This window comes from Vibrio glycogenivorans (assembly GCF_051660965.1).
Taxonomy (GTDB): domain Bacteria; phylum Pseudomonadota; class Gammaproteobacteria; order Enterobacterales; family Vibrionaceae; genus Vibrio.
In genome coordinates this window covers 124,762-150,050 of record NZ_JBPVIS010000002.1, presented here as the reverse complement: position 1 = coordinate 150,050, position 25,289 = coordinate 124,762, and the positions used below count along the sequence as shown (strand labels likewise).

At 47.9% G+C, this 25,289-nt stretch carries 20 protein-coding genes; 12 read left to right on the top strand and 8 right to left on the bottom strand.

Annotation, left to right across the window (positions count from 1 at the left end):
• Nucleotides 1–146 precede the first annotated feature (146 nt).
• Nucleotides 147–1,127, top strand: a complete 981-nt coding sequence (locus ACSTTG_RS05290; RefSeq protein ID WP_438458247.1) for a family 16 glycosylhydrolase — start codon at nucleotides 147–149, stop codon at nucleotides 1,125–1,127.
• Nucleotides 1,128–1,286: 159 nt separating this feature from the next.
• Here ACSTTG_RS05290 and ACSTTG_RS05285 read toward each other — a convergent pair whose 3' ends face one another.
• Entirely contained in the window at nucleotides 1,287–2,156 is an 870-nt protein-coding gene (locus ACSTTG_RS05285; protein WP_438474007.1) for an Ig-like domain-containing protein, read from the bottom strand.
• Nucleotides 2,157–2,783: 627 nt separating this feature from the next.
• On the opposite strand from ACSTTG_RS05285, the gene ACSTTG_RS05280 reads away from it, so the two are divergent.
• Together ACSTTG_RS05280 and ACSTTG_RS05275 are read left to right on the top strand one after the other, a co-directional pair.
• A complete protein-coding gene (locus tag ACSTTG_RS05280; RefSeq protein WP_438474006.1) occupies nucleotides 2,784–3,713 on the top strand; it encodes a TAXI family TRAP transporter solute-binding subunit in 930 nt (309 codons plus the stop codon).
• Nucleotides 3,714–3,724: 11 nt separating this feature from the next.
• Nucleotides 3,725–5,611 (top strand): TRAP transporter permease, encoded by a 1,887-nt coding sequence (locus ACSTTG_RS05275; RefSeq protein WP_438474005.1) that lies wholly within the window; start codon nucleotides 3,725–3,727, stop codon nucleotides 5,609–5,611.
• Between the two features lie 65 nt (nucleotides 5,612–5,676).
• Here ACSTTG_RS05275 and ACSTTG_RS05270 read toward each other — a convergent pair whose 3' ends face one another.
• Nucleotides 5,677–7,269: an ABC-F family ATPase gene (locus tag ACSTTG_RS05270; protein WP_438474004.1), complete on the bottom strand. Its 1,593-nt coding sequence runs from the start codon at nucleotides 7,267–7,269 to the stop codon at nucleotides 5,677–5,679.
• 296 nt (nucleotides 7,270–7,565) lie between these two features.
• Here ACSTTG_RS05270 and ACSTTG_RS05265 point away from each other — a divergent pair, with 296 nt between their 5' ends.
• The 8 genes from ACSTTG_RS05265 (at nucleotide 7,566) to ACSTTG_RS05230 (ending at nucleotide 15,847) form a co-directional block, all read left to right on the top strand.
• A complete protein-coding gene (locus ACSTTG_RS05265) occupies nucleotides 7,566–8,309 on the top strand; it encodes a Crp/Fnr family transcriptional regulator (protein ID WP_438474003.1) in 744 nt (247 codons plus the stop codon).
• 336 nt (nucleotides 8,310–8,645) lie between these two features.
• On the top strand, nucleotides 8,646–9,356 hold the full coding sequence (locus ACSTTG_RS05260) for a Crp/Fnr family transcriptional regulator (protein ID WP_438458253.1): 711 nt from the start codon (nucleotides 8,646–8,648) through the stop codon (nucleotides 9,354–9,356).
• A 105-nt stretch (nucleotides 9,357–9,461) separates the two neighbouring features.
• Nucleotides 9,462–9,794 (top strand): YggL 50S ribosome-binding family protein, encoded by a 333-nt coding sequence (locus tag ACSTTG_RS05255; RefSeq protein ID WP_438458254.1) that lies wholly within the window; start codon nucleotides 9,462–9,464, stop codon nucleotides 9,792–9,794.
• Between the two features lie 222 nt (nucleotides 9,795–10,016).
• Nucleotides 10,017–10,865 (top strand): DUF3626 domain-containing protein, encoded by an 849-nt coding sequence (locus tag ACSTTG_RS05250; RefSeq protein ID WP_438474002.1) that lies wholly within the window; start codon nucleotides 10,017–10,019, stop codon nucleotides 10,863–10,865.
• A gap of 301 nt (nucleotides 10,866–11,166) precedes the next feature.
• Nucleotides 11,167–13,206: a methyl-accepting chemotaxis protein gene (locus tag ACSTTG_RS05245; protein WP_438474001.1), complete on the top strand. Its 2,040-nt coding sequence runs from the start codon at nucleotides 11,167–11,169 to the stop codon at nucleotides 13,204–13,206.
• Between the two features lie 138 nt (nucleotides 13,207–13,344).
• Nucleotides 13,345–14,247, top strand: coding sequence for a ParB/Srx family N-terminal domain-containing protein (locus tag ACSTTG_RS05240; protein ID WP_438474000.1), 903 nt, complete (start codon nucleotides 13,345–13,347; stop codon nucleotides 14,245–14,247).
• Between the two features lie 291 nt (nucleotides 14,248–14,538).
• The gene (locus ACSTTG_RS05235) at nucleotides 14,539–15,036 is read left to right on the top strand and encodes a rod shape-determining protein (protein WP_438473999.1); all 498 of its coding nucleotides are present in this window, start codon (nucleotides 14,539–14,541) and stop codon (nucleotides 15,034–15,036) included.
• A 196-nt stretch (nucleotides 15,037–15,232) separates the two neighbouring features.
• Nucleotides 15,233–15,847: a LysE family translocator gene (locus ACSTTG_RS05230; RefSeq protein ID WP_438473998.1), complete on the top strand. Its 615-nt coding sequence runs from the start codon at nucleotides 15,233–15,235 to the stop codon at nucleotides 15,845–15,847.
• Between the two features lie 101 nt (nucleotides 15,848–15,948).
• On the opposite strand, the gene ACSTTG_RS05225 is transcribed toward ACSTTG_RS05230, so the two are convergent.
• Together ACSTTG_RS05225 and ACSTTG_RS05220 are read right to left on the bottom strand one after the other, a co-directional pair.
• Nucleotides 15,949–16,317: a DUF4345 family protein gene (locus tag ACSTTG_RS05225; protein WP_438473997.1), complete on the bottom strand. Its 369-nt coding sequence runs from the start codon at nucleotides 16,315–16,317 to the stop codon at nucleotides 15,949–15,951.
• Nucleotides 16,318–16,329: 12 nt separating this feature from the next.
• The gene (locus tag ACSTTG_RS05220; protein ID WP_438473996.1) at nucleotides 16,330–17,274 is read right to left on the bottom strand and encodes an SDR family oxidoreductase; all 945 of its coding nucleotides are present in this window, start codon (nucleotides 17,272–17,274) and stop codon (nucleotides 16,330–16,332) included.
• A gap of 182 nt (nucleotides 17,275–17,456) precedes the next feature.
• On the opposite strand from ACSTTG_RS05220, the gene ACSTTG_RS05215 reads away from it, so the two are divergent.
• Complete coding sequence (locus ACSTTG_RS05215; RefSeq protein ID WP_438473995.1) at nucleotides 17,457–18,350, top strand: AraC family transcriptional regulator; 894 nt, start codon at nucleotides 17,457–17,459, stop codon at nucleotides 18,348–18,350.
• A gap of 76 nt (nucleotides 18,351–18,426) precedes the next feature.
• Here ACSTTG_RS05215 and ACSTTG_RS05210 read toward each other — a convergent pair whose 3' ends face one another.
• The 4 genes from ACSTTG_RS05210 to ACSTTG_RS05195 form a co-directional block, all read right to left on the bottom strand.
• Complete coding sequence (locus tag ACSTTG_RS05210; RefSeq protein ID WP_438458263.1) at nucleotides 18,427–19,860, bottom strand: efflux transporter outer membrane subunit; 1,434 nt, start codon at nucleotides 19,858–19,860, stop codon at nucleotides 18,427–18,429.
• A complete protein-coding gene (locus tag ACSTTG_RS05205) occupies nucleotides 19,860–22,994 on the bottom strand; it encodes an efflux RND transporter permease subunit (RefSeq protein WP_438473994.1) in 3,135 nt (1,044 codons plus the stop codon). Before ACSTTG_RS05205 ends, ACSTTG_RS05210 begins: the two co-directional genes overlap by 1 nt.
• A 13-nt stretch (nucleotides 22,995–23,007) precedes the next feature.
• Nucleotides 23,008–24,156, bottom strand: coding sequence for an efflux RND transporter periplasmic adaptor subunit (locus tag ACSTTG_RS05200; RefSeq protein ID WP_438473993.1), 1,149 nt, complete (start codon nucleotides 24,154–24,156; stop codon nucleotides 23,008–23,010).
• A 210-nt stretch (nucleotides 24,157–24,366) separates the two neighbouring features.
• Nucleotides 24,367–25,182 (bottom strand): phosphate ABC transporter substrate-binding protein, encoded by an 816-nt coding sequence (locus ACSTTG_RS05195; RefSeq protein WP_438473992.1) that lies wholly within the window; start codon nucleotides 25,180–25,182, stop codon nucleotides 24,367–24,369.
• Nucleotides 25,183–25,289 lie beyond the last annotated feature (107 nt).

The following is a 25,289-nucleotide window of genomic DNA, read 5'->3' as shown; positions in this document are numbered from 1 at the left end:
CCAGAGCATGGCTATATGACGAGCAAGTATAGGTTGATCAAACTCATAATTGGAATGCTATATATCTAATATTGGTTTACCTTTGTTGCGGGCGTAACGTATTCTTTATTGAGTTCTTAACAACTAGCATTGAAGAGTATTGTTATATGAATAAAGGATTATCAATCAGGCAAGCCGCATTTGTCTCCTTGTTGCTTGCGTCAGCACATGTTAACTCAGCAGTTACTGGACCGACTGTAGCGGGAAGCAGCGAGAGGGATCAGTTGGTCTCATCAAAAAGCTGGCAGAGAATCGACAATCTGTCGGATGAGTTTGAAGGCAGCTCACTGGATGGCACCAAGTGGGACAACCGTGGTGTGATCCCCGGTCGATTTTATTGGTTAGGCCGCTATCCAGGGATGTTTGAAGATGAGAATGTGTCAGTTCAAAATGGCGAGCTGTGGCTGGAGGCTGAGAAATTTGATGCACCACGAGAGGATTTTCGTGGCGTGAGGGATGACTGGACTCACGGCGGCGCGATTGTGCGCTCACACAATCTAGTCACCCCGGGGACCTACATTGAAGCCTCAATGAAAACCACCGACACGATTATGTCGGGCACATTTTGGTTAATGATGCCCAATGCCGATTGCAAAAAACTGATCAAAAAAGAGTTAGATATCACTGAGAGCATTGGCCGTCGCTCTGGTGTCTATCGACCAATAGATGAAAAGCATCCAAAGCAGCTGAGTTGGTATGAGCCAACATCGATTGAGTTTGAGTCTGGCATCAACCCGACCGCACGTCAGCGCAAAACCGATTGCCTTCCTGCGCACAATGTCTCGAATAAAAAGGACAATACCACTGACTTTAACCCCTCCGAAGACTTCCACGTTTATGGACTTTACTGGAAGTCGCCAACAGAGCTCTATTTCTATGTTGATGGTGAGTATCAATTCGAAATAACCCCTTCGGTGCCTTTTGAAGACCCAATGGCGATTGTCATGGCGACTGAAACCTACGATTTTAATTGGCCAAGCGGTGATGATGTCGCAGATGGTTTTAGGTTGGAAAATGGCCAGCCTCGCCCTTTGATTGATCGCGCTTCACGCTACCAATGGGTGAGAACATGGAAAGTGGTTGAGTGATTGTAGCCTTGTACTTTTCTCGCTTCTAATCGGTTTCGGCTCTTGCGGTCACATCAGTATCGTGTCCGCAACTTCACTTTAATGATTTGTCGGTTGGCAAAGATTAGATCGTCCAAAAGAAGCCTACCAAGAGGCTTCTTAGCTTCAAATCGTAACTCGTTACTCAACCGTCACAACGACAGGTTCAATAGTTTGTAAGCCGGCTGCGATTGGGTACACTTTGACAGTCCCTGTGCTAATGGCCATGATGGCTTGATTGTCAGGGGTTGGACGAACAATGCTTTGATTCTCGATGACCCACCCGTCAATCGTATCAACATCGACCATGCTGCCATTGTTGTGCAATCCGCGGATTGAAGGTGTGAACTGAGAGCCTTCAGCCATCGTTGTGCTACTTGGGAATGGCATTACCCATTGGAAATCAGATTGGCTTTCTGCGACGTCAATGCGGATTTCTTGAGAGCGCACGCCATCGGCACGAGCGATTAACAAGCCATAGCCCTCTTGGTGAGCCGTCACAAGGCCTGCGTCATCTACGGTTAGTTCTTTAGCAGCGGTGACTACCTGCCACTGAACAGAGTTGGTGACTTCTCCTTGGGTACCATCTGAGTAGGTTGCATAAGCTTCTGCTTGCAGAGAGTCACCCACCACCATGTTACGAATAGGGAACTCGACCGTGATTTCATCAATCGTTGCTTCGCCAACTTTGACTGTCGCATGATCCGAAGAGTTAACGCCTTTATAAGTTGCGGTGACAAGGCTTAAACCGGTCTTTACGCCAAAAACAACGCCGTTGTCTGAAATTGGTGCAACCTCAGGGTTGCTGCTCTTCCATTCCACACCCTCTGGGTGAAGCTCATAACCATCACTGTAAAGAACGCGAGCGGACATAGGTTTTGAAACACCAGAATCGATAGTGACATTGTACGGAGTAACAAAAACTTCTAATACTTCTCTCTCCTCTGCCACGGCAGATACACTGAATGCTGATACCAGACTCGCGGCAACAAGGCTATTTAACTTCCACATTGAAACATCTCCACTTGATTGAGCTATCTATACAGGACAGCTATTTGATTTATTATCGCTCTGTAATTGAGCTATCTAATGTTAACGACATTTATCGAGGGGTTGTTAGATGGGGAAAATTGTCTGGAAATGCACTTGAGTTTCTTGGATTTAATGGTTTAGTGACACGTTGTTAACGTTAAAGTTGAAGTGGTTGACTAAATATTAACCTCAAAATAGCAGCATGAATATTTTATTGGCTGCAGGTCACAAACGGATACAAATTATCCAACCGAATACAGGATGGATGGCCAAATAACATAATGATTTATATGATGATTAAAAACCAATATTTGAAAAAGGCTCACACTCTAACAATCTCTTTCAAAGAGTAGTTGGCTGAGTAAACACAAAATACAGTCTTTTGGAGGCATAGAGTTTGAGACACCAACCATTATCTGGCCCACTAAGGTATATAGTCGGTTAACTTTCACTGCACCAAATCACATCAGACTTAGCCCAATCATGTGACCCAAGTGGCTATTCGACTAAAGTCTAATGCCCGCCAATCTCACGCCTCGCTAGGCTAACTAAGTGAATTGTAGACCGATTATCGGATTGTAAACCGCATCACAAGGATGGATGATTATGAACATTGGTGTAAAAGGATTAGTCACAGCGTTAGCCACGGCGACACTTTCGCTCTCTGCGGCAGCACAGAACTATACGATAGGCACGGGCAGTCAGAGCGGGACCTACTATCCATTAGGCGGGACACTGGCAAAAATCTGGGGTGAGACGATTGATGGCTTTTCGATGCGCGCAGAGGTAACAGCGGGCTCGGTCGAGAACAGTATTAAGGTCGCCACCAACAAGCAATTAGCGGGTGTGGCCATGGGCAGTGTGGTCCTAAAAGCCTATAACGGTGAAGATCCATTTCCGAAGAAAATGGATGTCGCGGTTATCTCCGCTCTATACCCCAATGTTGTCCACTTTATGGTGCCGGCAAACTCAAAAATTCAATCTATTCAGGACCTAAAAGGCAAGCGAGTGTCGCTTGGCGCCCCGGGCTCTGGGACGCGCACTAGTGCTTTGAGTATTCTGGCATCACTTGGGATTGAGGAAGGTGACTTGAAGTCACAAAGTCTCAATTATACTGCGACAACCTCAGCCCTGGCCAATGGCCAGATTGATGCCGGGGTGATTGTAGGAAGCCTAGGTGTCGGTGCGGTGACTGAGCTGGCGTTAACCCGTGATATTCGCATTTTGTCCTTCACTGCCGATGAGCTAGCCAAGGTGAGTGAGGCGATGCCTTCATTTCAGCCTTTAGAGGTACCAGCGGAGAGTTACCGAGGCGTTCCTGCATTTAACACACCGGCGGTGTGGAATGTTTTAGTCGTGAACAAGAACGCTGACCCTGAACTAATTTATGCCATGACCAAGTCGATGTTCGAGAATATCGATCAAGTGCGTCAGAGCATCACGGTGACGAGCTACACCACGCTAGATAATATGCAAAGACTCTCTGGTGTCCCGCTCCATCCAGGTGCACAAAAATATCTCGATGAAATGAAGTAGGGAAGTGATGCATGCCAGATACTAAGTCGTCTACTCTGGTCGATATACCACTCAAAATAGCCGCTGTTGCGGCTATTGCTTTGTCAGCGTTTCAGATTTGGCAAGGGGTTACTGCTGAGATATCGGCACCGGTTTTTCGTCCTATCCACCTAAGTTGGGTCATTGTGTTGGTGTTTCTAACCCAACCACTCTTCGCGGCTGATCCAGAGAGCTGGCGTTTTAAATTAGGGCGGTTATTTGATAGCGTTTTTGCCGCTGCAATCATCTGGGCAGCATGGCGCATCGCAAGATTTGACTACGATGATATTACCTTTTTGCTCGAGGGGATTGGCGATATTGACAAACTTGCGGGTTGCTTAACGATTGCATTGCTGCTTGAGGCGACTCGGCGCACGGTAGGTATGGTGATGGTGGCTATTGCGGCCATTTTTCTTGCCTATGCGATGTTTGGTAATTACTTGCCGACCCAAATCGCCAGTAGTGGATTCCCGCTTGAGGACATCATTCGTTTCCATATCTTCTCCACCAACGGCGTATACGGTGCGCCACTGGCTATTGCTGCTGGCGTGGTGTTTATCTTCGTTCTATTTGGTGCTTTTCTGCAGGTCACGGGTGCCGGTAATTTCTTTATCGATGCGGCATTTGCTATTGCGGGAAAATATCGCGGAGGCCCGGCCAAAGCAAGCGTGATTTCGTCGGCAGCACTGGGCTCTATCTCCGGCTCAGCGATAGCCAATACCGTGACAACAGGCTCTCTGACTATACCCATGATGAAAAAACTCGGTTACAAGCCGGAGCAGGCCGCGGGTATTGAAGCGGCTGCATCAACTGGCGGGCAAATCATGCCGCCGGTCATGGGGGCAGGGGCGTTTGTGATGGCGCAGTTTACCGGTATTCCCTACAGTGAGATCCTCGTGGTGTCGATTATGCCCGCCATATTGTACTTTGCATGTACCTTGCTGTATGTCCACATTATGGCCTGCAAGCTTGGATTGCAGGGAATGGATAGCTATGAAAAGCTCGCATTAGTGATGCAACGTGGCTGGCATTTTCTGGTGCCGTTGGTGCTTATTACGGCGCTGTTGATGATGAGCTACTCACCGGTATTAGTTGGGATAAGTGGTTGCGCGGCGATCTTAGTTGCGGCAATGCTGCGCAAGCACAGCCGAATTAGCTTGGGGCTGTTCTTAGAGGGAATGAAGCAGGGGGCTCTGCTGGCCTTACCAATTTCTGTGGCGTGTGCAACCGCTGGGATTGTCGTCGGTGTGGTTGGTCAAACCGGAATTGGATTGCAATTTACTCAGTTCTTGATTGCATTGTCTGGAGGCTATCTGTTTAGCGCACTTGCGCTTATCGCGGTGGCGGCCGTGATTTTGGGCATGGGCTTACCCGTGACGGCGGCTTATATCGTATTGTCGATTATGGCAGTACCCACCTTATTGGACTTTGGTGTTAGCTTACTGGCTGCACATATGATTGTCTTTTGGTTGTCTCAAACCTCGAACGTGACTCCCCCAATTGCGCTTGCCGCTTTTGCTGGGGCAGGCATCGCCAAGTCATCGCCAATGCGCTCGGCTGTGCAAGCATTTAAGCTTGCTCAGGGATTTTTCCTTATCCCGATGATGATGGCATTTTCAGGGCTCATTTGGGTCGATGGTCAACTCGCTAGCTTTGCCATTGCAACACTGAGTACCATTGCGTTGATTATTGCTTTTGCTGGCAGTATTGAGGGCTATATGTTTGGCCGGTTATCGGCTATCGAGCGTCTATTCTGGCTTCTAACTGCGCTGTGTATGGTGTTTGGATCAGTGACCGTTGAGTTGGTAGGAATAGTGGTGTTAATGGCACTGATGGGGTGGAATCTACGCCGGCAACAGGCGTCTCAGCCAGTAAATTAGGCTGGCTAAGTAACAAAAAAGGAGGTGACCCTAAGGCCACTTCCTTTTTTCATCTCCAGCTTTGATTAGCCTTCAATGCCTTTTGACTTCAAGTATTCGGCATAAGTACCACGGAAATCATTGATCTTACCATCTTTGATCTCAAGGATACGGGTCGCTAGGGAGTCAACAAACACGCGGTCGTGCGAAACGAAGAACAGTGTGCCTTTGTATTGCTCAAGTGCATTATTGAGAGACTCGATAGACTCCATATCCATGTGGTTGGTTGGCTCATCCATCAGTAGCATGTTCGGCTTGTGCATCATGATCTTGCCAAGCAGCATACGACCTTGCTCACCACCAGAGAGTACCTGAACCGATTTCTTGATATCGTCTTGACCAAACAGCATACGACCTAGGAAGCTGCGGACAACCTGTTCGTCATCGCCTTCTTGTCTCCACTGGGCCATCCAGTCCATAAGATTCAAGTCTTCTGCGAAATCGTGTGCATGGTCTTGAGCGTAATAGCCAATGTTGCTGTTCTCTGACCATTTGTATTCGCCAGTGCGCGGCTCAAGCACGCCAGCAAGCGTGTTTAGAAGAGTGGTTTTACCCACGCCGTTTTCACCGATAATAGCAACACGCTCACCGACTTCGAAGATAGCGTTGAAGTCAGAGTACAAATCCTCCTCGAAACCTTGGCTTAGGTTCTCGACGATAAGCGCATTACGAAATAGCTCTTTCTCTTGGTCGAAACGGATGAATGGGTTTTGGCGACTTGAAGGCTTAACTTCTTCAAGCTGAATCTTGTCGATTTGCTTAGCACGAGAGGTTGCCTGTTTAGCCTTTGATGCGTTCGCAGAGAATCGAGCCACGAAGGTATTGAGTTCAGCAATCTGTGCCTTCTTCTTTGCATTGTCTGCCAGTAGACGTTCACGAGCCTGAGAGGCTGCGACCATGTATTCATCATAGTTACCAGAGAACAGACGCAGTTCACCGTAGTCCAAGTCAGCCATGTGGGTACATACTGAGTTTAGGAAGTGGCGGTCGTGCGAGATGATGATCATGGTGCAGTTACGCTGGTTCAATGTTTCCTCTAGCCAGCGAATGGTGTCCATGTCCAAGTTGTTGGTTGGTTCGTCTAGCAGCATAATATGCGGGTCAGCAAACAGAACCTGAGCCAGTAGCACACGCAGTTTCCAACCTGGAGCAACTTCGCTCATCAAGCCATAGTGTTGCTCTTCAGGAATGCCCACAGCAAGCAGCAGTTCACCGGCTTTAGCGTCAGCCATGTAACCATCCATCTCAGCGAACTGGACTTCAAGGTCAGCGACCTTCATGCCGTCTTCTTCAGACATTTCTGCTAGCGAATAAATGCGGTCACGCTCTTGTTTGACTTTCCACAGCTCTTTATATCCCATGATCACAGTGTCGATAACTGTGTATTCTTCGTAGGCAAACTGGTCTTGGTTTAGCTTGGCTACACGCTCGTTCGGGTCATAAGAAACATTACCTGATGTCGGCTCTAGCTCACCAGATAGGATTTTCATGAACGTCGACTTACCACAGCCGTTTGCGCCAATTAAGCCGTAGCGATTACCGCCACCAAACTTAACTGAGATGTTTTCAAACAGAGGCTTAGCGCCGAACTGCTGTGTAATATTTGCCGTTGTAATCATGGTGGAGAGAGTCCTCAGATGGATTGGCTTGGTGCAAAAAAAGGAGGAATTTACCAGATATAAGCAGCAGTTTCCAGCGTGATGGGTATCACAAAAGATTTTGGTATAAACAAAAGTTAAATATGGTTTTAGTCTGATTAGGACCAGAGTCATTTTTGAGCCAGTCTCAAAGTTGACGTAAAAAGATATTTACCATCTTGTCGATTGAGGTTGCTTAAACACTCAGGTCGGCTAAATCATGCTTAAAGCAGAACAAAAAAAATTGAAAAGATGCAATTAGTTGATAGCATTATCAATTGACGCAACAAGTTGCCGGTATGAACGAGTCGCTCGAACTGCCAAACTCAACATCGCGGCTAATGCGCATCAAGCTCAACTTCAACAAGGTCTTACTGTTTATGCTTAACGCCCATGATGCTTACTTTGATGGATTTAGTCACATCTTCTCCGCAGAGGAATATCCCTTGCTGCATCGTCAGTTTGAGACCGAAGCAATACGCAAGGTATTTGAGCCGGGGGAGCAGTTGGTTTATCAACAAGAGCCATTAAAACGTATGGGCTATCTGGTCAAAGGGCAGGCAGAGATAGAGGTGGTGTCCGCGGATGGCGGACTCCTGGCGGCCGGTATTGTCTCACATGGCTGCATTTTAAATGCGCCGGCTTACCTTGATGGTCAGCGCTCCCCGGTGGCCTTAATAGCCAAGCAACGCTGTGAAGTTTTGTTTTTGTCGTATAAGAAGCTCAGGCTCGAGCCGCAATTAGATCGCGAGGCGACGTTACTAGCGGGTATTTGTGCCACGTATTTGTATCGCTTTTGTGAGCGCTTATTAACTAGTGCTTTGATGTTGTCGCTTAAAGAGCAGGTGATTCAATGGCTGATCCGCTTGCAGGGCGATAGCGACTCGGTAACGATTACTGCCGAAAAGCTTGCCACTCATCTTGTCGTCAGCAAACACAAGATACATCGTGCACTTAAGGAGTTGGAGAAAGAGGGCAGGATTGAGAATGCTTATGGAACGGTAAAGGTGGTCAAGACTTGAGCCTGATGTCAATTATAAACCCGTCGTTGCCCTGATCAGATTTTTAAAGCCAAAGTCCACTCGCCTCCGCGTAGGTTACTAATACTGTGATATTTTCACACGTTCCAACTATCCAAAAAACTTGCAAATTAGGGACTAACAGTTATCACCAAGCTCACAAGTGGGTAAAGGGTAGCAAAATCCCACAGTATCGCCTAAGTCTGTTGGGCAAAGTTGTATTTTGCAACTTTGTCTATTAAGCAATTTGTTAAATTTGCCTCATCACTGGGCGTGCCAGAAACTTAAGTGTTATCGCCGCTCTGCCACAAAAAGCAATCAGAAAAAAAGAGCACCACCATGACACTGATGACAACACGTGCGCTTCGTGGGGAATGCGATACAGGCGTTTTGCAATTACTTAAACGCAGCTACGAGATGTCAGACTCACTAGCAGAAGAACTCGTGGGCATAGGCAAAGTAAAACGCTTAAAAAAAGGCGAGTTCCTGTATTATCAAAACGAGAGTAAAGAGTACATCACCTTTACGCTCAGCGGCATCCTCGGTTTTCACCCCCCTGCAAGTAGCTACACGGGACCGTTTTATAACCTGATCACTCCAGGTGTGATCATTAACGACGACAATTATGTCCTTTCCACGAGCAACTATCTGGATGTTAAAGCTGCAACAGAATGCCGCGTAATTATGTTGCCTTTTAAAGAAGCCGAACAGCTTTTGAACCAGCTTGATTTTAGCGTAATGCTCAATCGTTCTCTGGCGATAAAACAGCGCTTTTTCCAAACACTGTTTGATATTCGAATGGAATCCGATCAGCGTAAGAAACTGTTACAGGCACTGAAAGCTATCGCGGACGCGAGTGCAACGGGCACAATCCCCCTCAATATTGGCGCATTGGCTTCTCTACTCAAGATCTCACGTAACTCGGTGGGCAAGATTTGCACTGCGTTAATCGATGAAGAGATACTGGTGAAAACGCATCTAGGCTACCGATTCGCTGATAAGCCGCGTCGTGTTATCGCGCAAGGAGCAATGATTTTTGCTGATGTATAATGGTTGCGATGAATTTATCGCAAAGCGCTCAGATTTTAACCTGGTTTGTTTTTTCAGCAGGATAGTAGGCTACACTAGAGGCAGTTATTAGACAGTGGGGTGATCATGGCCAAAAATAGAAGTAAACGTCTCCGTAAAAAACTGTATGTGGATGAATTTGCCGTATATGGGTTCGAGTTCTCATGCCAAGTTGCAGTGAATGATGTGATGGATTATTCAACTTTAATCGATGACTTCATTGATTTTATTGAAAGTCGAGACTTGATTATGGGTGGCGGTGCGAATCAACACAGCTTTGACTGTTTTGTCTTGGCTGATGGTCGTTATGACTCGGTTACTGAGGACGATCGTCAGGCGATCACAGACTGGCTAGAACAGCGTTCTGAGTGTTCAGAGGTCAAAGTCGGGCCACTTGTTGACGCTAACGGCGTCGACTAACTCTAGGCGATACCGCTTGATTGTGTATCAAGCGGTCACTTGACTCGCCATGATAGGGTGAGTCTTTTCTCCAAGGTCTTTTCTCATCCATACAGTAGATTGTCTTGGATGTAGCTCGCCTGTTCCAAGCGTCCTGCCTACTTTTTTGTGTTGCTAGCCAAAATTGATTCTGATCTGTGGTTTAATGAATGCAAAAGACTGTAGATAGGAGCAATTAGGGAAGTGCCTTATAACGCAAGCCTTTATCAAGAGGCGATTGAGAATATTCGCTCGCGCTCGCAGGGGTTGGCATCACAGCCTCGTTATGACCTCACCATCAATTTTCATCCCGACCGCTTGACCGCTGATTCTACCCCACTGCTTGCTGCGATAGCGCAGGATCTCAGAATCAAATCCCAATTTGAAACGGGGACCAGTAATGGTGGTTTAAGCGCAAACGGGGGGGAAAGGTGGCGCTGGGAGCAACGCGTGTTCGGTGGGGTTTACGATCATGCCCTCAACACCCAGCGGCCAAAATATGGCGCACTGAATTATCAATGTTTAGATGTGGGAGCATCGCCACGATTTGGCTCAGCGCATTTTCGCTTGAGACCGCATATGCATCAGCGAGCGACGTTTTGCTATCCGGATAGTTATTTTGAGCCAGAGCATTTCGCCTCTAGTGACTACACTCAGCACCTGATCGAGCGCGCGGAAAAAGACCAACACGACGCACTGGATGCTTATATTGAGGCGCATTTTCACGGTGATATTGACTTAGCCACCGATGTGGAGGCCCTAGTGCTCGACCCGATCTTTCGCAACACGGAAGTGGAGATATTAGCGCGTCGTTTACCGGTCAATCTTGAGTGGCATTCTGGGTTTAAGCTTTGTGTCACTGAGCTTAGCGAACGTACTGATTATCGGGGTGAAAAGTATGTTAGCTTGGCAAAAGACATTGCAAAGAACCAGATCCTCACGCCGGATTTGCTTGGGATTGCGCTGCAAAATGGTGGGTATGAGGAGCAGGACGTAAAGAAAGTTTGGCATTATCTCGCCCGTTTTGGCTATCAGCATTGGTCTTGCGGTTAAATAGGCGGATATTCCACACAATGGGATTATAAGTGCTAGATTTGATAAGGCGCTACTTATCACATTAATGTTTTTTCATAATCGTTACTTTAACCATTAATGGTCAAGGTATAAATCAACATATTTAGATGGCTATTTTATTTGCTGAAATAGCCTTGAGTTTTTGTGTCTGTAAGGGGGGTTGATTTATTCCTGTTCGACCATTGTTTGTTAATGGAGTTCGCCAGAATTCAAAGGCGGGTTCAAGGCCGATTTAATATAGTAAGCGCCTTTATTGATTAGGTAAAACATTGGTGGTTGTATGTTTTTAAATAAAATAAAGATAAGAACAAGAATTTTCCTACTTACTTTCATCCCCACACTGTTAGTCTGTGTATTTATCTTCCTAACACTATCTGAGTCATTGGAAAAACAACAACGCGCTGACAAGCTGCATTCCGTCATGGAGTTGACGGAGAGAACAGGGGAGTTACTCAAATCTCTCCAAGATGAAAGGGACTATACGTTCACCGTTATCGCCTTCCCCGATCATAAAACCGCAGATGGTACGACCTATAGACACAAGTTAGCCGCTCAGAGAAACGCGGTTGATTTAGAGATTAACCGTTATCGAGAGTATCTACGCAGTGTCGCTCAAGCGACTGATGAACTAAAAGATGTCTATGCGAGTGCCGAGGAGTTTCTTTCGGCACTGAGTTTTCTTGCATCGTCTAGGCAGGGTATTGATCAAGGCAAACTGCAAGATGAACAGGGGGAGTGGATCACCAACAAGTACGCAGATACCAATCTACTTGCCATCGATACGATGAACGGCCTGGTCAAAGTTGCCTCACATGAACCCGAGCTATTTATGTTGGCGGCCAGTTATGCGACGTTAATGCAGATTGAGCGTGTCTATTCTTTTGAGCGTTCAATGAAGTTAAGGATGTTTCGTTTCAACAAGGTAGACTATACATCACACAGTAACAATAAGACTGACTGGCGACTATTGCAGGACCTGGTTCCAAGGCTACGCTCCTATGCGCCAAATGATATTATTCACTATTTCGAGCAGCATCATGAAAATTCTGAGATAAATAAGTCTATCCATAAACTGAGATTCGAGTTATTACAAATGGGCGGCGAGACAATCAGTCACTCTCCTCATGCTTGGTTTGAAGATGCAACGAATAACATTACCAACTTACGAGATGTCTCTGATTATGTGGCTCAAAAACTGGCTCAGCAGGCGAGCGATGATATTGCGAGTGCAAATCGAACCTTAGCAATAAGCATTTCATTTGGCATTATCAGCTTGATTCTAATTTTGACCATTTCGCTGCTGATCATAAAATCTATTACCCAGCCACTCACTCACCTACTAAAAGAATTATCGGATATCGCAGTGAATAAGCGAGTCGATAAACAGATTCAATTGCAAGGCTCTGATGAGCTGACGCAGCTAGTGAAGGCATTCAACCAGATCCAGACAAGCTTTAATGATACCTTGATCCGAATATTCAGTGAGCTAGAAAGCAATAACCATTGCATTGATTCCGTGGGTGTATCAATGAAAGACAACCTTGCTAGTGCCAGTCGCCAGGATAGTTCGACTAGTGCACTGTCACTTTCTATCGATGAAATGGCCACAGCAAGCGGTGAGGTGGCAAGCATTATTAATGAGACTGCAGTATCGATTCAGTCTGTTTATCAAAAGTCACTCGACAGTGAGCAGGTGGTGTTAAACAGTCAAGAACTAATGGACAGCTTGGTCGGCACAATGAAGGAAACTCAGTTGCAGGTAAGTCGGCTTGATACTGACAGTGATGAAATTGTCGATATTCTTAAAGTCATTCACGGTATCGCTGAGCAGACCAACCTGCTGGCGCTTAATGCTGCTATTGAGGCCGCCCGCGCTGGTGAGCACGGTCGTAGTTTCTCGGTTGTCGCTGATGAAGTGCGCAATCTGGCAGGGATGACTCGTGACGCGACAGAGAAGATCGAGAAACAGATCAGTATGCTGCAGTCGACGGCCAAGCACGCGGTACAACACCTATCGGAGCTACAGAAAAGTGGTACGAGTGTCGCGAATGTGGTTCTGAGTAACGTGGATACTTTTGTCTATTTCCGTAAAGAGCTTGATAGTGTGGCGGTGATGTCACAGCAAATTGCAGCGGCAGCTGAAGAGCAAACCGTGGCCTCTAAGGAGATACGTCGCCAGATACATGAGATCAAAGATGAAACTAAGCAAATGTATCAATCAACAGATACTACAGCGGCGACAAGTGAGGCGCTAAGAGAGTCGAGTGTCCGGCTGAACAGTTATATCAAACAATTTAAAGTCTCAAGCGGCGAAGTGTAGCTAAAGACGCAATAATTAACAGTTGTGCGTGGGAAGTCGGGCAGCCTAGAGCAACAATACTGTCAATAAGCCTTAATCAATTTGAAATAGTATCCAATTAACGTACGCCGAAATATATTTCGATATCTTGGATAAGTGATGAATAAAACGATGATGGCTCTGGCACTTACGTGCTGCTCTTGGTCGCTCAGCGCGACACAACTGGTGGAAGGCGAGGTAACGACGGTAGCGCTTAATGAGGTGCATCCAACGCAACCTTCAGTGGGCTACGATCAGGTATTTTACAAACTTGGTCGCTTTGAAAAAGACACCAAGAAGATGTTTGACGAAGTGTGTGAAGCCAATGGCCAAAAAGGCCTAGTTAGCTTTGACAATCAGTCTAACCCGAAAGATTTGAGTAGCTTTGAGTGTAAAGAAGAGATCGGTTCGCGTCACAAAGACATGAAAACGATCGTTATTGCACCTAACGGTCAATACTATCTGACCGATGGTCACCACACGTTTAACGTTTTCTGGCACATGGCTCGTGGCGGTGAGGACTTTAGCGTCAATGTCGTTATTGATAAAGACTACCGTCACCTTGAGAACATGGAGCAGTTTTGGGATGCGATGATCGCCGATGGCAATACTTGGCTGTACGACAGCCAGGGTGACGCGATTACCTACCAAGACCTACCATCATCGCTGGGTATTGAGAACTTCCAAAACGATCAGTACCGCTCAATGATGTATTTTTCACGTGATGTAGGCTGGAACAAACCGAAATCTCCAGTGCCATTTCTTGAGTTCTATTGGTCTAAAGAAGTGCGCCAAGATATTGATGTTGCAGAATTTGACCTAGTGACTGCTGATGGCTACCGTGAGGCGATTACACGCGTGAGTCAGTATTTGCTGGCGATGGAGACCGATAATGTCGGTGGCTCGGGCAAGTCAGTAAAAGAGATGGGGCAATTTGACGAGTTTGGCCAAAAGGGCCTCGACAAATTGTTCCGCGACAAAGGTAAAGTGACTTACATGCTCAGCTATAAAACACAGCAATAGCACCTCGCTATGAAGGCACGATAAACTAGAGTTCATCCAGTTTTAACCTGTCAGTCAACTTGCTTCTAAGCGCCAGTTCTGACAGGTTTTCTCAGATCAGTTTTATCCCTTTTGAATTACCACTCACCAGCCAAGTAGAACTCGCTATATTCCACTAGTTATAAAATAATACATTGAGTAAATTATAAAATAATACATTGAGTAAACTGTGGTGTTTGCGGCAGCCAATTTCACGCCTAGCGGGCGATCAAGTCGTTAGGCAGTAGTACATCGAGATTTTAGAGTTAATCAATGTTCAGATTTATCAAAGGGCTTTTTTCACACGACTTGCTAATCGAGTTGAGTGAAAAAGAAATCGTTATTAAACAACTGGGAAAAGATAAGGTTTTACGCTTTGAACCGTACATAGCAGTTGAAACATGCGCACAGAAAAGTGCTGTTAAGGCAATAGGTTCACAAGCAAAGCTGCAAACCGGAGCAGATATTAAGGTCATCAATCCTTTCACTCATCCACGCTCGTTTGTTGCTGATTTTTTTGTGGCAGAGAAACTTATTCATCATGGCGTGCGTGAAATGCATCAATCATGGCGTTTTGCGCCGACCCCTCGCATTATTATGCATCAATTGGATAAAGTCGAAGGTGGTCTTACACAAATTGAAGAGAGAGTTTTGAGGGAGTTGGCTATTGGTGGTGGCGCAAGAGATGTAGCTGTTCATGTAGGTGCAAAGTTAAACTCAAACACATTAACGTTTGACCAATTCAAGCAGGATAGTTGCCAAAGTTGTTAAGCAGCTTTACCGGATAAGCTCAGCCGGTCATTTTAACGCCGCAATTATAGAAAGACTCGACGCCTGTTGTACCTTTCGGAAATAGAAATGAACATCGGTGTTTAGGTGACACAGTCCAGTGTTAATATTGCCTCTTTATTATACAGGTGGCATATTGTACTAAGTGTGTTCGATTTTGGTGCCGGAGGTTAAAAAGATGGAGTATTTAACAGCGGTGATTCTTTTTGCCATCTCTTCGTCGGTTACACCAGGTCCCAACAACATAATGGTCATGACGTCCGGTGTAAATTTCGGTGTCAAAAGAACCATGCCTCTTCTGACTGGGATCTGTATCGGCTTTACCATTATGTTGTTGGTTCTGGGGGCGGGTTTTTCCGCAGTATTTGAGCTATACCCAGAGTTACATTTTGTGATCAAATGTTTTGGCGTACTTTATTTACTCTATCTTGCCTACCTAATCGCTACCTCAAGTGGTGCAATTCAATCTGACAGGCAGAGCAAGCCGTTGACTTTTATGAATGGTGCGTTGTTTCAGTGGGTAAACGGCAAGGCTTGGGTCGTGGCGATGGGTGCGATAGCGGCTTTCACCACTGCAGGCGGCGATTTGTTGATGCAGAATATGATGATTGCTGCGACTTTTTTGGTGGTCTCGTTCCCTTGTGTGGCGATATGGCTGGGCTTTGGCTCACTGCTTAAGAATGTACTCAATAGTCCACGACGCCGTCAGTTATTTAACCTATGTATGGCGAGTTTGTTGGTGTTGTCTATCGTGCCCGTTATCAGCGAGATAATCGAGCAAGTTCTCGCTTAACAGCGGTGACAACGAGTAACGCTAAATTAGCGACCGAGTTTCATTCACCAGAAATCTATATGGTTTCTGGCGAATGGTTCAGGCAGATATCGTCAGCATGTTTAGTTACGCAGGCTCAGATACCACCATAACAAAGGAGCAAGCAGGGCAAGTTCGATGCCGACATAAAGCCATTGCTTGATTAGGGAGCCGTCCAGCATGATACCGATTAGCCGAGCGACCAATAAGCCAAACATCATTGACGCTCCTGTAGCGGCAAGCGTTGTTAACCATGGGGTCAACTCATGGTGAAACAGCAGCAGTGTGCCCAAGCCAATGATAAGACCCCACCATATTCGGCGCTCGATGGCTGCAAAGGTGTCATCGGGAATCGGCTTGTTGCTGATCAGTTCGGGATTGACGACCAATACCACGCCGATAATCAGTAGCAATATCCCGGTCAACTTGAGTAGTAGGCTAGTTTCTATCATCTGTTTCATTCCTTAGAAAGACCAGCTTAGGGACGTTTTTTGCTCAGAGAGCGTCCAAAGTTCGCGCGCCATGCTTTGGTCTAATGCGACCTTATCGAGTTTACATTCTCCTACTGGACCTACTGTATCGGCGCGTTTAGTTGGACCATAAAGGGTGTTCAAGCTCAAGCCTTTCTCGGTTGCACACATGACTTCTGGCCATGCGCCTTTTTCTGCTGATTGCGCGATAACGCGTGAAAGTATCGACCAGAGAGCTTTGTTAAAGCGACTGGCCGTATCCTTCAACAGATTGGTTCTTGAGGCGCCAGGGTGACAGACGTGCACCTGAACTGGCTTCCCTGCCGCTTGGATTCGGCGCTGCAACTCATAAGCAAACATCATTTGTGCGAGTTTGCTTTGGGCATAGGCGTTCCATGCAGTGTAATGACGGTCAAAATTCAGATCATCAAACTGAATCTTCTTCAGTCCCATTTTGTAGGCATTACTGCCTACGACAACGATGCGACCCTGCGATGCCTCTATGCGTTCGAACAATAGACCACAGAGCAGAAAATGACCGAGATGATTAACCCCCAACTGGCTTTCAAAACCGTCTTTGGTCAGCTCCTGTCTAGCGACTTGTGCGATGGCACCATTACATAGCAGGGCATCAATTTGTGATATGTCCGCTAGAATTTGTTTAGCTGCGCTGCGCACAGAGTTTAAATCGGCCAAGTCCATTGTGATAACACTCACATCGACGGCGTCACCTAATTGTTCTCTCAGGCTATCGATAGCGGCGGCTGATTTGCTTGGGTTGCGGTTAAGCATGACCACTTTCGCGCCTTTTGATAGCAGGATACGTGAGGCCTCAAAGCCCGCACCACTATTAGCTCCCGTGATGAGGTAGGTCTTACCCTCAAGGGAATCGATGCGCTCTGGTGTCCAACCTTTAATGGCGATTTGCTTAGTTGTCATAGTTTAAACCTCTTTCATCATGCTATTGCTGAAGCTGGCACACGCTGGCTTGCCAGCCACTATCAGGGGGAGTATCGTTGACGGGATGTACTATAACGCTCGGGTTGGGTGAAAAGTAGGCGCATTTGTCGCTCATTTTTGCCTATTTGTATCGATGCTTGGATTTGAACTAAGGTATGACAATGGCACAACCGATGATAAAGCAGTTGATTGAAAGCAAAATGGTGCAGGATGGTTGGGTTGAGAGCGGCATTCACGGGGTGCGGCTATTTCGGGTGACGCAGTCAATTCCCTGTGCTCCCGCGGTTTATGAGCCGATGGTGATTGCGATAGTCAACGGAAGCAAAGAGGCCATCGTCGACGGTAAACGGCACGTCTATGATAGTCGACAGTATTTGTCCTGCTCGGTATCGATGCCAGTCGAGGCCGGAACGCCACAGGCATGCCCTGAGTCGCCTTTGCTTGGTGTGTCAATTGCGATAGAGACTACTGTAATGAGAGAGTTGGTGGTTGAGTTTGAGCGCCATGCTGGGGCCATAAAATCAAACACTAAAAATGAACTTCCTGAAGGACTGACCTTAGCGAGTTGGGATACCTATTTTTCTGATGCACTATTGCGGGTATTAGAGCTGGCTGACGATCCAGTCGACAGTGCTATTTTGGCGCAGAGCCGTTTACGAGAGTTGTATTATGCCATTTTAAAAGGCGAGGGTGGGGCGGCGTTTAGGCGGGCGTTTGGGGTTGGCAATGAGATCGCTCGCTCGATTGAGTATCTCTCATCCCATATTGGTGACAATGTCACAATAGAGCAGCTGGCCTCACAAGTGAGTATGAGCCGAGCGGTGTTCCATCGAAAATTCAAGCAGGCAACCATGATGTCGCCCATCCAGTTCATAAAATCAATGCGCCTCAACCATGCTGCCATGAAGATTGCGAGCGGCATGAACGTGAGTGCAGCGGCTCTGACCGTGGGTTATGTCAGCTCTTCCCAATTTAGCCGTGAGTTTAAGCGCCTTTATGGTCAATCACCGAAGCAATGGGCACAATCACAACAGCCAATGGCAGATATGGCCTAAGCCCCTTTCTGAGTCTGAGCAATCGTCACCACTCAAGTCAAATACTCACGGTAGTATGAGAGCAGATTGGGTGACCCTAGTTATCTAGTCCCTGATACATATCCTCTGTTAAAGGGACAGGCACATCTTCGGGATCCCAGCCGGCCCCTAATGCCTTGTAGAGACTCACGGTATTAAGTTGGGCACTGAGCTCGGTCGTGATTAAGGTTTGCTGCGCGCTGTAATAAGAGCGCTGAGAGTCGAGCACGTTGAAATAGTCATCCACCCCTTCGTTAAATCTCAGCTCAGACAGGCGAAAACTCTCTTCGTAGGCATCGACCAACATTTGCTGCCCCTCAATCTGATCATCGAAAGTGGCTTGGTTGCTGAGGGCGTCGGCGACCTCTTGAAAGGCGGTCTGGATGGTCCTTTGGTAGTTGTTCACCGCAATTTTCTGATCGGTGGCGGCGATATCAGAGTTTCTCGCTCGAGCGCCCCAATCAAAAATCGGCAAGGTAATACTTGGGGTAAAGATCCATGAGCGGCTGTCACCCGAGAACAGATCATCGAGATCGGCGCTGAGTAACCCACCGCTGGTGGTCAGGGAAATGGTTGGGAAGTACGCGGCTCTAGCCGCACCTATATTCGCATTGGCCGCCTTGAGCTGATGCTCTGCTTGCAGCACATCAGGTCGGTTAAGTAAGATTTGGGAGGGCAAACCAACCGATAAGCTACGAAATTCTGTGCCTTGCTCACTGTTTGGTAGCAGCTCATCGGGGATAGGGGTACCGACCAAGAGATTAAGTGCATTGATATCAACATTCACCTGGCTAGTAAATCTTGCAACATCGACTTTAGAAGTGGCGACGGTGGTCTTGGCCTGTGCCACATCAAGGCCCGAGGCCACGCCATTTTCAAAACTGGTTTGTGTCAGTTTGAGCGAATTTTGTTGTGAGATCAGGGTCTCCTTGGCGAGAGCCAGTAGCCGCCGGTCAGATTCAAGCGTTAAATAGGCTTGGATCACATTGCTGATCAAGGTTATCTGGGTGTTTCTACGCCCCTCGATAGTCGCGAGGTAGTCCTCGAGTGCTTGTTGCTCTAAGCTGTAAACCCGTCCCCAAAAATCAAGCTCATAACTGCTGAGGCCAATATTAAGATTTTGCGTGCGCGAGATGGAGGAGTCGCCGCCAGTGAAGTTTTCCGATAGGCGCTGGTTAGCACTCGAGGCGTCGAGCCCAATCGATGGGTAGCGCGTGGCTCGGCTTAAACCAAGTTGAGCCTCTGCGCGGACGATATTAAGCAGTGCTTCGTTAAGGTCTTTGTTGTTTGCCAGTGACATCTCAATCAGCGCCTGAAGCTCACCGTTATTTACAAACGCACGCCAATTCAGCAGCTGCGCCTCCTCATAGCCGAGTTCATTGACTGGCCAGTCATTGGTCACCGGAAACTCAGGCTGGGAATACTCAGGGATAAAGTTGGTGCATCCAGAGAGCGCCAGTGTCAAGGATAGAACTTTAACCGATGTCTTCATTAGACGGACTCCTCTTGATGAGAGCTCTCCACTTGATGCTTGGACTTGCCGGCAAATAAGCGTTCGACTACGACAAAGAACAAAGGCACAAATAACACCCCGAGCAAGGTTGCGGTGATCACCCCGCCAACCACACCGGTACCGACCGCATTTTGCGCACCGGAGCCAGCACCCGAGCTAATGGCGAGAGGGACAACCCCCATGCCAAAGGCGAGTGAGGTCATCAAAATCGGCCGCAAGCGGATACGCGCAGCCTTGAGCGCCGCTTGGATAAGATCTTCTCCTGCTTCGTAGTAGCTCTTGGCAAACTCGACGATCATGATAGCGTTCTTAGAGCCAAGCCCTATGGTCGTGAGCAAACCAACCTGAAAGTAAACATCGTTTTCTAAGCCAAACAGCTCAGTGGCACTGACCGCGCCTAAAATCCCCAGCGGAATGATCAGGATCACCGAGAAGGGCACGGCCCAGTCTTCGTAGAGCGCGGCCAGACAAAGGAACACGATCAAAATGGAGAGAGCATAAAGGAGGGGAGCTTGTCCGCCGGAAACCCGCTCTTGATAGGACATCCCGGTCCATTCGATACCAACCCCGGGCGGCAGCTCGCCGATGATACGCTCCACCTCGGCCATCGCGTCCCCGGTACTCACCCCAGCAACCGGCTCACCAACAATTTCGACCGCCGATACCCCGTTATAACGCTCAAGACGTGGTGAGCCATATTGCCACTCGCCCTCGGCAAAGACCCGCATCGCGACCATCTCTCCAGCGTCATTTCGCACCTTCCACTCCATAATGTTCTCAGGTGTCATCCGATACGGCGTTAGCGCTTGAGCATAGACTTTTTTGATTCGGCCACGGTCGACAAAGTCATTGATATAACTACTACCAAAAGCCGTGCCTATGGTGGCGTTGATATCACCAATGGCAACGCCTAAAGCTCTTGCTTTAAGCTGATCGATTTCTAAGTGATAGAGCGGTGTATCGCTAAGACCATTGGGCCGCACGGCAGTGAGCAGTGGGCTTTGATTGGCCGTGCCGAGTAATTGACCTTGGATCGCCATCAGCTGCTCATGCCCCACACCGGCGCGGTCTTGCATAAAAAAGTTGAAACCGGTGGCATTACCCAGCTCCATGATCGCAGGCGGGGCAAAGGCAAACACGGCTGCCTCGGTGATCTGTTGAAAATAGCCCATCGCGCGGCCGATAATCGCAGTGACATGTGATTGCGGGGTTTGCCGCTCGTCCCAGTCTTTTAGGTTGATAAACATCATCCCAGTATTGGCGCCAGAGCCGGCAAAACTAAAGCCTGCGATCGAAAAGACCGATTCGATATTGTCTTGTTCTTGATTCAGGTAGAAGTTCTCAACTTTCTCAAGTACCGCCAAGGTCTGCTCTTGAGTAGCGCCACTGGGCAGCTGGATCATGGTCATCATTGAGCCCTGATCTTCATCGGGTAAAAAGCCGGTCGGCAGGCGAATAAACAGAATGCCAACAATCGCAATGATGGCAACATAGATCAGCATAAAGCGCACCGCGCGGTGAGAAATAAAATCCACCATTGCCACATAACGGTCGGTTAAGCGGTGAAAATGACGGTTAAACCAACCGGCAAAGCCTTTGTTCTTTGCCTCTTCATTGTGAGTAAGCAGGCTGATACACAGTGTTGGGGTGAGAATAATCGCCACCAATACCGACAGTGCGACTGCCGTTACTATGGTGATCGAGAACTGACGATAGATGGCACCGACCGATCCGGCAAAGAACGCCATCGGGATAAACACCGCACACAGCACCATACCGATACCAATCAAAGCACTGGTGATCTCTTCCATAGACTTGATGGTGGCCGCTCTAGCATCAAGGTGCTCTTCTTCCATGATTCGCTCAACATTCTCCACCACCACAATCGCATCATCCACCAACAGGCCGATGGCCAGCACCATGGCAAACATCGTCAAGGTATTAATCGAATAGCCAAGCGACAGCAGCACGGCAAAGGTGCCTAAGATCACGATAGGCACCGCGATAGTGGGAATAAAGGTGGCGCGCAGGTTTTGCAAAAACAGCAGCATGACCAAGAAAACCAACACGACCGCTTCGATTAGGGTATGCACGACACCCTCGATAGAGATCTCGATAAATGGCGTGGTGTCATAGGGGTAGACGACCTTGAGACCAGGGGGAAAAAAGGGCTTAAGCTCATCAATTTTCGCCCGCACCGCCTCGGCAGTATCGAGGGCGTTTTTTCCGGTAGCGAGGCTGACAGACATCCCAGCGGCGGCGAGTTGATTATACGCCGATACCGAGCTGTAGCTGGATGCACCAAGCTCAACATTCGCCACATCCTCCAAAAGTACCTGTGAGCCATCACTGTCGACTTTTAGCAGGATTTGCCGAAAATCGGTCACTGTTTGTAAGCGCGATTGCGCGGTGATGGTTGCGGTGAGTTGCGCGCCCATATTGGCAGGGGCTGCGCCCATTTGACCTGCAGACACCTGCGCATTTTGCTCTTGCACGGCAGCAATTACATCTGACGGCATAAGCTTATAGCTCTCAAGCTTGTATGGATCGAGCCAGATGCGCATCGCGTACTCAGCGCCAAACAGTTGTGTCTGACCGACACCATCGACTCGGCTGAGCGGGTCGAGGATGTTACTCGAGATATAGTCCCCAAGGTCGATGTCTGTCATGCTGCCATCTTCGGATACAAAGGCCAGTACCATCAAAAATGAGCTACTGGCCTTTTCGACGTTGACCCCTTGTGCCTGTACTTCCGTGGGCAACAGCGGGGTGGCGGCTTGGAGCTTGTTTTGTACCTGCACCTGGGCGATATCTGGGTCAGTTTCTGCGGAGAAGGTTAGGGTGATAGCAATGTTACCAAACGAATCTGAGGTGGACTTGAAATACAGTAAATTATCCAAGCCGGTCATTTGTTGCTCAATAACTTGGGTGACTGAGTCCTCAGCGGTTTTGGCTGAAGCCCCAGGGTAGAAAGCGGTTATTTGAATTGAAGGCGGGGCAATGGTTGGGTACTGCGCCACCGGCAGATTGAGCAGTGCCAGCAGTCCGGCCAGCATAACCATGATTGCCAATACCCAGGCGAAAACCGGGCGATTGATAAAAAAGAGCGCCATAGCGAGTTACCTGTTATTGGTCTTGTTGGGAGATGTCATAGGTGTTGGTCAGGGTCATGTCCGGCCGAATAAACTGCAGGCCGACCGCGACAACCTTATCTCCAGAGTTGAGCCCTTCGGTGATCAGCCACTGGTTATTAATCAGTTTGTCGGCTGAGACGGTACGAATGTTAACCACATCATTGTCGTCAATAACCCACACCTGGGCGGTACCTTGCGGAGTGCGTGACACGGCTTTCGCTGGCACCAAGATCGCATCACTGGCGACGCCTTTGGGCAGGGTCGCACGAACAAACATGCCCGGCAGTAGAATATTGTCTGGGTTGGGGAAGGAGACACGCAGAACAAATGCACCGGTAGATTCACTGATATTGACGTCAGAAAACAAGATGGTGCCTTTATGTTCGTAGTCAGTTCCATCTTCAAGGGTCAGGTGAATATTGGTTAAATCCTGCTCTGAGCGAGAGAAATCACCCGCTTGTAGCGCGCGGCGAAAGGCCAACAACTCGTTGCTTGATGCGGTTAGGTCAACGTACATTGGGTCGTAAGTCTGAACCGTAGCCAGCGGATCGGCTTGATTGGCGGTGACTAAAGCGCCTTCCGTTACACTTGAGCGACCAATACGCCCAGAAATCGGTGAGGTAACTTTGGTGTAATCAAGGTTGATTTGTGCAGCATCGATAGAAGCTTGCGCCGTGGCCACATCCGATTGCGCTTGCTGCAGACTGGCAACCGCATCATCGTAGTCTTGGCGAGAAACCGCATTTTCACGCACCAGACGTTCATAACGTTTGGCGCGGTTACTTGCTGTGGCAAGATTCGCTCTGGCGCGCTTTAGATCTGCCTTGGCACTGTTTAGCGTGACTTGGAAAGAGTCTGGATCAATCTGGTAAAGCGGCTGGCCTTTGTCGATAAATGCCCCTTCTTGGAACAATTGACTGACCAGGATCCCTCCAACTTGGGGGCGGACTTCGGCTTTAAACGACGCCAAGGTGCGCCCAGGCATACTGTCGGTTAATTCAAGCGGCTGTGCATTGACTACGGTATAGCCGATAGCGGGGGCAGGGGGAGTGGCGGCAGGAGCCTGGGATTGTTGACCATCGCATCCAGAGAGAAAGATAAATGATGCGAGTATTAGCGGAAAAACTGGTTTGGTGCTCATAGGCCCCCCTTAGCGACTAAATTCAAGTATAGACAGGAATTCTGATAACAATATCAGCAGTCGTTTTTATCCTAGGTGGGATAGAGGCGTTGTTGCACCTTAGTGATAAAAGTGGGTTGGTGGTGGGTAAGACGAAGGATGACAAAAATGACAAGAGGAAGCCAAGGCTCCCTCTCAATTACACACGCGTCAAAGACAACCGCAGTTAAATTAGTTAACCGCGATGTAGCCTTGCTGTTCAACGATCGCTTGAGCCTCATCAGACAACATCCAGTCTAGGAACTGTTGGGTATTTGCTGCAGGTTTGCCTTTATAAAGAACTTGGAATGGGCGAGCGACTTTGTAGGTGCCATTTTTTACGTTTTCAACGGTCGCGGTTGCGCCGTCAACGCTGACGGCTTGGACTGACGAGTCGACGCTACCAAGCGAGATGTAGCTGATCGCGTAAGGGTTTTGCGCCGCCATGGTTTTTGAATGACCATTACCATTGGTCACTTGAGCGTGTTGCGAAATCGCAGAAACTTTCTGACCATTGATTTTCTTAGTTAGGCTCATGATTTCCTCAAATGCGCCACGCGTGCCAGATGCGGTATCGCGGGTGACAGCAACGATAGGTTTGTCTGCGCCACCGACCTCTTTCCAGTTTTTGATTTCGCCAGCGTAAATGTCGTGGATCTGTTTAGCCGTCAGAGACTGAACCTTATTGGCTGGGTTAACAACAATCGCAATTCCATCGCGTGCAATCACTTCTGTATGCAAGTCAGCTTCTTCTTCTGACGATTTCAGCTCACGTGACGCCATACCAAGATCTGCGGTTTGGCTTTTTGCTGCGCGAACGCCGGCCGATGAGCCAGGGCCTTGTACCTCGATAAACAGTTCTGGGTGCGTTTTTTGGTAAGTTTCACCAAACACTTCCATCAGTGGAGATACTGAGCTTGAGCCAACAACCGATAACGTTTCTTGAGCCATCGATGTACCAGTTTGTGTTGCAATAATCAGCGCCGCGCCTAGAAGATATTTTTTCATTTCTAATGTCCATATTATGTAAGTAAATGTAACATTGAGAAATGCTAATTGCGCTATATTGCAAATTGATGTCAATTAAACCGACTTGAATTTTGTTTGATCTGGAT

Bases quoted from the DNA above. Each gene is read 5' to 3' on its own strand.
- ACSTTG_RS05290 (WP_438458247.1), top strand. From the start codon at position 147: ATGAATAAAGGATTATCAATCAGGCAAGCCGCATTTGTCTCCTTGTTG.
- ACSTTG_RS05285 (WP_438474007.1), bottom strand. From the start codon at position 2,156: ATGTGGAAGTTAAATAGCCTTGTTGCCGCGAGTCTGGTATCAGCATTC.
- ACSTTG_RS05280 (WP_438474006.1), top strand. From the start codon at position 2,784: ATGAACATTGGTGTAAAAGGATTAGTCACAGCGTTAGCCACGGCGACA.
- ACSTTG_RS05275 (WP_438474005.1), top strand. From the start codon at position 3,725: ATGCCAGATACTAAGTCGTCTACTCTGGTCGATATACCACTCAAAATA.
- ACSTTG_RS05270 (WP_438474004.1), bottom strand. From the start codon at position 7,269: ATGATTACAACGGCAAATATTACACAGCAGTTCGGCGCTAAGCCTCTG.
- ACSTTG_RS05260 (WP_438458253.1), top strand. From the start codon at position 8,646: ATGACACTGATGACAACACGTGCGCTTCGTGGGGAATGCGATACAGGC.
- ACSTTG_RS05255 (WP_438458254.1), top strand. From the start codon at position 9,462: ATGGCCAAAAATAGAAGTAAACGTCTCCGTAAAAAACTGTATGTGGAT.
- ACSTTG_RS05245 (WP_438474001.1), top strand. From the start codon at position 11,167: ATGTTTTTAAATAAAATAAAGATAAGAACAAGAATTTTCCTACTTACT.
- ACSTTG_RS05240 (WP_438474000.1), top strand. From the start codon at position 13,345: ATGAATAAAACGATGATGGCTCTGGCACTTACGTGCTGCTCTTGGTCG.
- ACSTTG_RS05235 (WP_438473999.1), top strand. From the start codon at position 14,539: ATGTTCAGATTTATCAAAGGGCTTTTTTCACACGACTTGCTAATCGAG.
- ACSTTG_RS05230 (WP_438473998.1), top strand. From the start codon at position 15,233: ATGGAGTATTTAACAGCGGTGATTCTTTTTGCCATCTCTTCGTCGGTT.
- ACSTTG_RS05225 (WP_438473997.1), bottom strand. From the start codon at position 16,317: ATGATAGAAACTAGCCTACTACTCAAGTTGACCGGGATATTGCTACTG.
- ACSTTG_RS05220 (WP_438473996.1), bottom strand. From the start codon at position 17,274: ATGACAACTAAGCAAATCGCCATTAAAGGTTGGACACCAGAGCGCATC.
- ACSTTG_RS05215 (WP_438473995.1), top strand. From the start codon at position 17,457: ATGGCACAACCGATGATAAAGCAGTTGATTGAAAGCAAAATGGTGCAG.
- ACSTTG_RS05210 (WP_438458263.1), bottom strand. From the start codon at position 19,860: ATGAAGACATCGGTTAAAGTTCTATCCTTGACACTGGCGCTCTCTGGA.
- ACSTTG_RS05205 (WP_438473994.1), bottom strand. From the start codon at position 22,994: ATGGCGCTCTTTTTTATCAATCGCCCGGTTTTCGCCTGGGTATTGGCA.
- ACSTTG_RS05200 (WP_438473993.1), bottom strand. From the start codon at position 24,156: ATGAGCACCAAACCAGTTTTTCCGCTAATACTCGCATCATTTATCTTT.
- ACSTTG_RS05195 (WP_438473992.1), bottom strand. From the start codon at position 25,182: ATGAAAAAATATCTTCTAGGCGCGGCGCTGATTATTGCAACACAAACT.